This window comes from Streptomyces sp. NPDC024555, from assembly GCF_055559335.1.
On the sequence record NZ_JBVHKV010000022.1, the window covers coordinates 14342 to 23448 of the forward strand.

Genomic DNA, 9107 nt, shown 5'->3' on the forward strand with positions numbered 1-9107 from the left:
CTCATGGTCGATAAGAGCAAAGATGTCGTCGGATGTAGCGGCTTCGATCTTTGCCGAGAGATCCGCGGCGTCCGGGTCGGACGGCGCACCATCCAGTCGTTTCATCAGTTGTTGCAGGCGCGAGGCGACGCGCAGCCGTGCGTGTTCGGCGGGGGGCAGGGCCAGCAGGGCCGTTTCGATCCGGTCCAGTTCGGCGGCCAGGTCCCGGACCTCGCCGCCCGCGTCCCCGGCGAGTTCACCGAGCAGGAAGTCGGTGAGGGCCAGGGTGGTCGGGTGGTCGAAGGCGAGCGTGGAGGGGAGCTTGAGCCCGGTCTCGGCGGTGAGGGCGTTGCGGAGTTCGACGGCGGTGAGCGAGTCGAAGCCCAGATCCTTGAAGGCCCGCGACACCTCCACGGCGGCCGGGTCGGCGAAGCCCAGCACGGCGGCCACCCGGCCGCGCACCACGTCCGTCACCAGCGCGCGCCGGGCCACGTCCGACAGCCCGGCCAGCCGCTCGCCCAGTCCGCCGGCCCCGGCGGCGACCGGCTCCGGCCGGTGCGGGGCGACCTCGTCCCAGAACCGGTTGGCCCGGAGCGCCGTCACGGACGGCACGAACCGCTCCCAGTCCATATCAGCCACCGCGAAGCAGCCGTGCGCGGAGCCGAGGACATCGAGCGCGGTGGCGGGGTCCAGCGGCCGTACGCCGCCCCGGTCCATCCGGGCGAGGACGGTGGCGTCGTCCGCCATCCCGCCTTCCGCCCAGGGTCCCCAGCCGATCGAGGACGCGGGCAGCCCTTGCGCCCGGCGGTGCTCCGCCAGTCCGTCGAGCGCCGCGTTCGCCGCCGCGTACGCGCCCTGCCCCGCACCGCCCCACACACCGGCAGCCGACGAGAACAGCACGAAGGCGTCCAACTTCCTTGCCAGGGAGGCATGGTGGAGGTTCCAGGCGCCTTGGGCCTTCGCATCCCACACCCCGGCCACGCGCTCGGGCGTCAGACCGTCCACCACTCCGTCGTCCAGGACACCCGCCGTGTGCACGACCGCAGAGATGTCGAACCGGGCGAAGAGCGCGTCCACGTCATCCCGTACGGAGACATCGCAGGCGACGACATCGGCCTTGGCCCCGAGGGCGGCGATCTCGTCCCGCAGTTCCGGGGCTCCTTCGGCATCCGGGCCGCGCCGGCTGATGAGGACGACGTGCTCGGCGCCCCGCTCGACGGCCCAGCGCGCGACGCGGGCGCCCAGTGCGCCCGTACCGCCGGAGACCAGCACGGTCCCGGACGGCGACCAGGACTCCTCCCCCGGCCGCACGACGGCGGGCGCCAGACGGCGGCCGAGAACGGCTCCGCCGCGTACCGCGACCTCGTCCTCGTCCCCGTACCCACCGGACAGCACCTCGACCAGACGGCCGACAGCCTCCCGCGACACCGACTCCGGAACATCGACCAGCCCGCCCCAGCGCCCCGGTTCCTCCAGAGCGACGACCCGGCCGAGACCCCACACACCGGCCCGCACCGGATGCGTCACCGCATCCCCCGGACCCGCCGCAACGGCACCCGAGGTCACCCACCACACCGGGCGGTCGACTCCCGCGTCGCCCAGCGCCTGCGTCAGAAGGGCCGAGGCCGCGACACCGGCCGAACCCGACTCGCCCTGGCCCAGGAACGACACCACACGCTCCTGACCGGTGAACTCACCGAGCCGGGCCGCCAGCGCCGCCCGCTCCAGCTCACCGGAACCGAGCCGCAGCCGCACCACCTCCGCGCCGCCCGCCGTCAACTCCTCCGCCAGCGCGTCCGCCCACACGTCCTCGACACCGGAGCGCTCGACGAGCAGCCAGCCCTTCGGCCGGTCGGCTCCGGCCGGCTGGAGCGGAGTCCAGGACACCTCGTACCGCAGCTTGTCCGCCGCCTCGCGCTCGCGGCGCCGCCGCTGCCAGGCCGCGAAGGCGGGAAGGGTCTCCCGCAACGGTGCCCCCGCGTCGACGCCGAACTCGGCCGCGAACAGCTCGTCGTCACCGCGTTCCACCGCGTCCCAGAAGGCGGAGTCGGCCGCCGGAGCCGCCACCACCGCCGCCCGCCGCACATCCGGCCAGTAGCGCTGATGCTGGAAGGCATACGTCGGCAGATCGACGACCCGGGCACCCGTCGGGGCAAAGAACGCCGCCCAGTCGACGTCCGCCCCGTCGGCCCAGAGCCGGCCGAGGGTCGTGACGGCGGTCGTGGGCTCGGGCTGCTTGCGGCTGAGCGCGGCGACGGCGAAGGCGTCCTCGTCGGTCTCGCCGATCGCGCCCACCAGGCTCGCGTCCGGGCCGAGTTCGAGGAAACGGGCGACCCCGAGGTCCTTCAGGCGGGCCACCGCGTCCGCGAACCGGACCGTGCCGCGCACCTGGTCCGCCCAGTAGGCGGCGGTGAACTCGCTGATCTGCTCGCCGGTCAGCGTCGAGACGATCGGGATGCGGGGTGCCGCGTAGGCCAGCTCGCCCGCCGCCGCTCGGAACTCCGCCAGCATCGGGTCCATGAGCGGCGAGTGGAAGGCGTGGCTGACGGTCAGCCAGCGGCCTTGGCGGTCGGTGAGCCGCGCGGACACCGCCTCGACGGCCTCGCGGGTGCCGGAGACAACGACCTGGCCCGGGGCGTTCACCGCCGCGAGCGAGACACCTTCGGCCAGCAGCGGGGTGACCTCGTCCGCCGTCGCGCGCACGGCCCACATCGCGCCGCCGGACGGCAGCGCCTGCATCAACTGCGCGCGGGCGGAGACCAGGCGGGCGGCGTCCGCGAGGGACAGCACCCCGGCGACGTGTGCGGCGGCCAGTTCGCCCACCGAGTGGCCGACGAGATAGTCCGGGCGGACGCCCCACGACTCGACCAGGCGGAACAGAGCCACCTCGACGGCGAAGAGCGCGGGCTGCGCCCAACCGGTGTTCTTCAGCGCCTCCGCGTCACCGTCCATCACCTCGCGCAAACCGTCGAAGTGCGCACACACCTCGTCCAACGCCTCCGCGAACACCGGGAAGACATCCGCGAGTTCACGGCCCATGCCGACCCGCTGGCTCCCCTGCCCGGAGAACACGAACCCGGTCAGGCCGTCGCGGGCGACGACCGGAGTCACCTGCTCGCCGAGCCGGGTGCGCAGGTCCTCGGTGTCCGTGCCGAGGACGACGGCCCGGTGTTCCAGAGCGGCCCGGGTCGTGGCCAGGGACAGGGCCACGTCGGTGGCGTGCAGGCCCTCCGTGCCGGCCGCGAGCCGCCGTGTCTGGGCGGTGAGGGCGGACGCCGACTTCGAGGACACCGGCCAGGGCACCAGCGGCAGCGTGATGTCCGGGGCCTGCACCGGGGTCTCGGCCGGTTCGGGGGCTTCTTCGATGATCACGTGGGCGTTCGTGCCGCTGACCCCGAAGGAGGAGATCCCGGCCCGTCGCGGGCGTTCGGCGCGTGTCCAGGGACGGGACTCGGACAGCAGCTCGACCGCACCAGCCGTCCAGTCGACGTGCGAGGACGGAGTACCGACGTGAAGGGACCGGGGCAGCGTCTCGTTCCGCAGCGCCAGGATCATCTTCATGACCCCGGCCACTCCGGCGGCGGCCTGGGTGTGCCCGATGTTCGACTTGACCGAACCCAGCCACAGCGGCCGGTCCTCGGGACGGTCCTGACCGTACGTGGCAAGCAACGCCTGCGCCTCGATCGGGTCGCCCAGCTTCGTCCCCGTCCCGTGGGCCTCCACGGCGTCGACATCCGCCGGGGACACCTGTGCATGGGCGAGTGCCTGGCGGATGACGCGCTGCTGGGACGGGCCGTTCGGGGCGGTCAGACCGTTCGACGCACCGTCCTGGTTGACCGCGCTGCCACGAAGGACAGCAAGGATCTGGTGGCCGTTGCGCTGAGCATCGGACAGCCGCTCCAGGACGAGCACGCCAACGCCCTCGCCCCAGCCCGTACCGTCCGCATCGTCCGAGAACGCCTTGCACCGGCCATCACCCGCCAGACCGCCCTGCCGCTCGAACTCCACGAACGCACCCGGCGTCGACATCACCGTCACACCACCGGCCAGCGCAAGATCACACTCACCCGACCGCAACGCCTGCGCCGCCAGATGCATCGCCACCAACGACGACGAACACGCCGTATCGATCGTGACAGCCGGACCTTCCAGACCGAGCGCATACGAGATACGGCCGGACAGGACGCTCCCGGAGTTGCCGGTGCCGCCGTAGCCGTCGCCCGATTCACCGGCGACGGCGAGGAGGGCCGCGTAATCCTGGCCGTTCGTGCCGGCGAAGACGCCGACGGGGAGGCCGCGCAGGGCGTACGGGGCGATGCCCGAGCGCTCCAGGGACTCCCAGGCGACTTCGAGGAGGAGCCGCTGCTGGGGGTCCATGGCCAGGGCCTCGCGCGGCGAGATGCCGAAGAGGTCGGCGTCGAAGTCGGTCGCGCCGGAGACGAAGCCGCCGACGGGGGCGAAGCCGTGAGCGGCGGCGCCGCCGAGGTCCCAGCCCCGGTCGGCGGGGAAGCCGCCGAGGGCGTCGGTGCCCTCGGACAGCAGGCGCCACAGCGCCTCCGGGGAGTCCGCGCCGCCCGGGAAGCGGCAGCCCATGCCCACCACGACAACCGGATCGTCCGTCACGGCCGGGAGGACGGGCCTGATGTCCTGGCCGGTGCCGGCCTCCGCGTCCGCGTCCGCGTCCGCGCCGAACATCTCGGTGACGACGTAGGTCGTCAGCGCTTCGACCGAGGGGTAGTCGAAGACCACCGTCGAGGCGAGGGTGAGCCCGGTCTCGGCGGTGAGGGCGTTGCGGAGTTCGACGGCGGTGAGCGAGTCGAAGCCCAGGTCCCGGAAGGCCTTCGTGACCTCCACGGCCGACGGGCTCGCGAAGCCGAGCACGGCTGCGACCTGCCCGCGCACGACGTCCCGTACGAGGGACCGCCGAGCGGCCCCCGCCGTTTTGGCCAGCCGCTCCCGCAGTCCCCCGCCGGGGGCCGCCGGACGCTCCGGCGGGCGCGGGGCCAGCTCGTCCCAGAGCCGGTTGGCACGCAGCGCCGTCATCCCGGGAACGAACCGCTCCCAGTCCACGTCCGCGACCGTGACACAGCCGGAGGCCGAGGCGAGAACGCCGAGCGCGGCCTCGGGGGCGAGCGGGCTCAGTCCGCCCCGCTCGGCTCGGGCGAGGACGGTGGCGTCGTCCGCCATGCCGCCTTCCGCCCAGGGACCCCAGCCGATCGACGACGCGACCAGGCCCTGAGAACGGCGGAACTCCGCCAGCCCGTCCAGCGCCGCGTTCGCCGCCGCATACGCGCCCTGCCCCGCACCGCCCCACACACCGGCAGCCGACGAGAACAGCACGAACGCGTCCAACTCACGCCCCAGAGAGGCATGGTGGAGGTTCCAGGCACCCTGCGTCTTCGCGCCCCAGACCCCGGCCACGCGCTCGGGCGTCAGACCGTCCACCACTCCGTCGTCCAAGACACCCGCCGTGTGCACGACCGCAGAGATGTCGAAGCGCGCAAAGAGGGCGTCCACGTCCTCCCGTACGGAGACGTCGCAGGCCACGACATCGACCTCGGCGCCCAGCACCGACAGCTCCTCCCGCAGCTCCGCTGCGCCTTCGGCCTCCGGGCCACGCCGGCTGATCAGAACGACGCGCTCCGCGCCCCGCTCCACCGCCCAGCGCGCCACCCGGGCACCCAGCGCCCCCGTACCACCGGAGACCAGCACGGTCCCCGACGGCGACCAGGACTCCTCGCCGGTCGGAACCGACGCGGGCACGAGGCGGCGGCCCAGGGCGGCTCCGGCGCGTACGGCGATCTCGTCCTCGTCGCCGTACCCGCCGGACAGCACCTCGACCAGACGGCCGACGGCCTCGCGTGACGTCTCGTCCGGAACGTCCACCAACCCGCCCCAGCGGCCGGGCTCCTCCAGGGCGACCACCCGGCCGAGACCCCACACACCGGCCCGCACCGGATGCGACACCGCATCCCCCGGACCCGCCGCAACGGCACCCGAGGTCACCCACCACACCGGGCCCGCGATCCCCGCGTCGCCCAGCGCCTGCACGAGCGCCGCCGACGCGGCCACACCGGTCGGCCCGGATTCGTCCTGGCCGAGGAACGACACCACCCGGGCACGGCCGGTGAACTCGCCGAGCCGGGCCGCCAGCGCCGACCGCTCCAGCTCACCGGAACCGAGCCGCAGCCGCACCACCTCCGCGCCGCCCGCCGTCAGCTCCTCCGCCAGCGCGTCCGCCCACACGTCCTCGACACCGGAGCGCTCGACGAGCAGCCAGTCCTTCGGCCGGTCGGCTCCGGCCGGCTGGAGCGGTGTCCAGGACACCTCGTACCGGAGGCGGTCGCCGGCGTCGCGCGCCGGGCGGGGGCGGGAGCCCTCGGGGTTCTGCATCCAGTAGCGGTCCCGGGCGAACGGGTACGTCGGGAGGTCGGTGAACTCCGCGTCCGTGGCGTCGTAGAAGGGGTGCCAGTCGACGGGGTGGCCGTCGGCCCAGAGCTGGGCGAGGGCGCGCACGGGGGTCACCGGTTCGGGCAGGTTCCTGCGCAGTGCCGCCAGGGTGAGGACGCCGCCGTCGCAGGTCTCGTCGATGGCACCGGTCAGGGTGGCGTCCGGGCCCAGTTCCAGGAACCGGATGATGCCGAGGGACGTGAGGTGGGTGACGGCGTCGGCGAAGCGGACGGTGCCGCGCACCTGGTCGGCCCAGTAGGCGGCGGTGAACTCGGTGACGGTTTCACCGGTCAGCGTCGAGACGATCGGAATGCTCGGGGCCGCGTAGGTCAGCCGGCCCGCCGCCGCGCGGAACTCGGAGAGCATGGGGTCCATGAGCGGCGAGTGGAAGGCGTGGCTGACCTCCAGCCAGCGGCCCTGACGGTCGGTGAACCGCGCGGCCACCGCCTCGACGGCCTCGCGGGTGCCGGAGACGACGACCTGGCCCGGGGCGTTCACCGCCGCGAGCGAGACGCCCTCGGTGAGCAGCGGGACGACCTCGTCCGCCGTCGCGCGCACGGCCCACATCGCACCGCCGGAGGGCAGCGCCTGCATGAGTTCGGCGCGGGCCGCGACCAGCCGGCACGCGTCCGGCAGGGGCAGCACCCCGGCGACGTGTGCGGCGGCCAGTTCGCCCACCGAGTGACCGACGAGATAGTCCGGGCGGACGCCCCACGACTCGACCAGGCGGAACAGCGCGACTTCCACCGCGAACAGAGCGGGCTGCGCCCAACCGGTGTTCTTCAGCGCCTCCGCGTCGCCGTTCATCACCTCGCGCAACCCGTCGAAGTGACCGCACACCTCGTCCAACGCGTCCGCGAACACCGGGAAGGCCTCGGCCAGTTCGCGGCCCATGCCGACCCGCTGGCCGCCCTGGCCGGAGAAGACGAATGCGAGGCGGCGCCGGGCCCGGCCGCCGCTGCGGGCGGTGGGGGTGGCCTGGACGAGGTGGGCGGCCGAGGTGGGGGCGCCGGTGGAGAGGGCGGTCAGGGCGTCCCGGGCGGATTCCGCGTCGGTGGCCAGGACCACGGCCCGGTGCTCGAACGCGGCGCGGCCCGTGGCGAGGGTGCGGCCGATGTCCTGGGGGCGGGTCCGGGGGTGGGCGGTCAGGGCGGTGTGGAGGCGGGCCGCGAGTGCGGGAAGGGCCTCCGGCTGCCGGGTGGAGAGCGGCCAGGGCAGCACCGGCGGGTTCACGGTGCCGGCGGGGCGCTTCGCCTCCGGGGCGGGCTCCCGCTCCTCGGGGGCGGGGGCCTCCTCCACGATGACGTGGGCGTTCGTGCCGCTGATGCCGAACGACGAGATGCCCGCGCGGCGGGGGCGTTCGCCCCGGGGCCAGTCCTGGGCCTCGGTGAGCAGTTCGACGCCGCCGGCCGCCCAGTCGACGTGGGTCGACGGCTTCTCCGCGTACAGGGTCTTGGGCAGGGACTCGTTCCGCAGGGCCAGGACGATCTTCATGACTCCGGCGACCCCGGCGGCGGCCTGGGTGTGCCCGATGTTGGACTTGACCGAGCCGAGCCACAGCGGGCGGTCGGCCGGGCGGTCCTTGCCGTACGTGGCGAGGAGGGCCTGGGCCTCGATGGGGTCGCCGAGCTTGGTGCCGGTGCCGTGGGCCTCGACGGCGTCCACGTCCGCCGGGGTCAGCCGGGCGTTCTCCAGGGCCTGGCGGATGACCTGCTGCTGCGAGGGGCCGTTGGGCACGGTGAGGCCGTTGGAGGCGCCGTCCTGGTTGACGGCCGTGCCGCGCACCACGGCGAGGACGCGGTGGCCGTCGCGGACGGCGTCGGAGAGCCGGGTGAGGACGATGAGGCCCGCGCCCTCGGACCAGCCGGTGCCGTCGGCGTCGTCGGAGAACGCCTTGCAGCGTCCGTCGGCGGACAGGCCCTGCTGGCGGCTGAATTCGAGGAACATGCCGGGGGTCGACATGACGGTGACACCGCCGACGAGCGCCCGGGAGCATTCGCCGGAGCGCAGGGACTGGACGGCCATGTGGAGGGCGACCAGGGAGGAGGAGCAGGCGGTGTCGACGGTGACGGCCGGGCCCTTGAGGCCGAGGGTGTAGGCGATGCGGCCGGAGGCGACGGCCATGGAGTTGCCGGTGAGGAGGTAGCCCTCCACGCCCTGCGGAAGCTCGGTGAGGTGGGAGCCGTAGCCGGTGGAGGCGGCGCCGACGAAGACGCCGGTGTCGGTGTTCTTCAGGGTGGTGGGGTCGATGCCCGCGTGTTCGAACGCCTCCCAGGAGGCCTGGAGCAGCATGCGCTGCTGCGGGTCCATGGCGAGGGCTTCGCGGGGGCTGAGGCCGAAGAAGGCGGGGTCGAACTCGGTGGCGTCGTAGGTGAATCCGCCTTCGCGGGCGTGGCTGGTGCCGGGCAGGTTCGAGTCGGGGCCGAAGAGCCGGTCCAGGTCCCAGTCGCGGTCGACGGGGAACGTGGACATGCCGTCGCCGGCCCGGTCCAGGAGCTGCCAGAGGTCCTGGGGGGAGCGGACGCCGCCGGGGAGGCGGCAGCCCATGCCGACGATGGCGATGGGTTCGGTGCCGGCGGCCTCGATCTCCCGCAGTCTGCGGTGGGCCTGGCGGAGGTCGCCGGTGACCTTCTTGAGGTAGCCGAGCAGTTTCTGCTGCTCGTCGTCGGCGTTGACCA

General features: G+C 73.8%; 2 pseudogenes. Both read right to left on the minus strand.

Annotation, left to right across the window (positions count from 1 at the left end):
• Window positions 1-225 precede the first annotated feature (225 nt).
• A pseudogene (locus tag ACZ4FH_RS30705) lies at window positions 226-5895 on the minus strand (type I polyketide synthase); the annotation flags it as partial.
• 474 nt (window positions 5896-6369) lie between these two features.
• Window positions 6370-9081: pseudogene (locus ACZ4FH_RS30710) on the minus strand (type I polyketide synthase); the annotation flags it as partial.
• Window positions 9082-9107 lie beyond the last annotated feature (26 nt).